1 protein-coding gene is annotated in these 603 nt (G+C 59.7%); it reads left to right on the forward strand.

Translation table 11 applies throughout. The features are described 5' to 3' along the window. Nucleotides 1-603: alpha/beta hydrolase (locus AF337_RS11035; protein ID WP_152970977.1), on the forward strand; the 603-nt coding region annotated here is incomplete at both ends.

The following is a 603-nucleotide window of genomic DNA, read 5'->3' on the forward strand; positions in this document are numbered from 1 at the left end:
CCCCGATACCGCGCGCGGCGGGTTCGGGAGCGCATGGGCTGACAATCTCACCTACGAGCAATATGCATTTTCGGTCCCTCCCAACCGGAAGGACACCGCGATCACATATCCGACCTCGAGGCCGGATCCCGAACGCCAATTTGCCGTCTTCCAGCGCAAGCAGCTTCCAAAGGACGCATTCGTAGAGGAGGCGCTCGCCTCCACGCAGTCCGATGGCACCGTCGGCATCTTCGTCCATGGCTACAATTATAGTTATCAAGAGGCGTTGTTTCGCACCGCGCAGATCGCCGCGGACGCCAATATTCCGGGCTCTCCGATTCTGTTTTCCTGGCCATCGGCCGCCGCCGTCGCCGGCTATGTCGCCGACCGCGATGCGGCGCTGTCCTCGCGCAGCGACCTGGACTCGCTTGTCACCTCGCTCTCGGCTTCAGGAAAGGTGAAACGCATCATCCTTTTCGGACATAGCATGGGAGGATTCCTGGTCATGGAGACCGTGCGCCAGCTCAAACTGCAGCATCGTGACGACGTCATCGATAAACTGGCGGTGATCCTGGCCGCCCCTGACATTGACATCGATGTTTTCCGGTCTCAGCTGAAGGATAT

Origin of the sequence: Rhizobium ecuadorense (assembly GCF_001187535.1) — a bacterium.
Classification (GTDB): Bacteria; Pseudomonadota; Alphaproteobacteria; order Rhizobiales; family Rhizobiaceae; genus Rhizobium; species Rhizobium ecuadorense.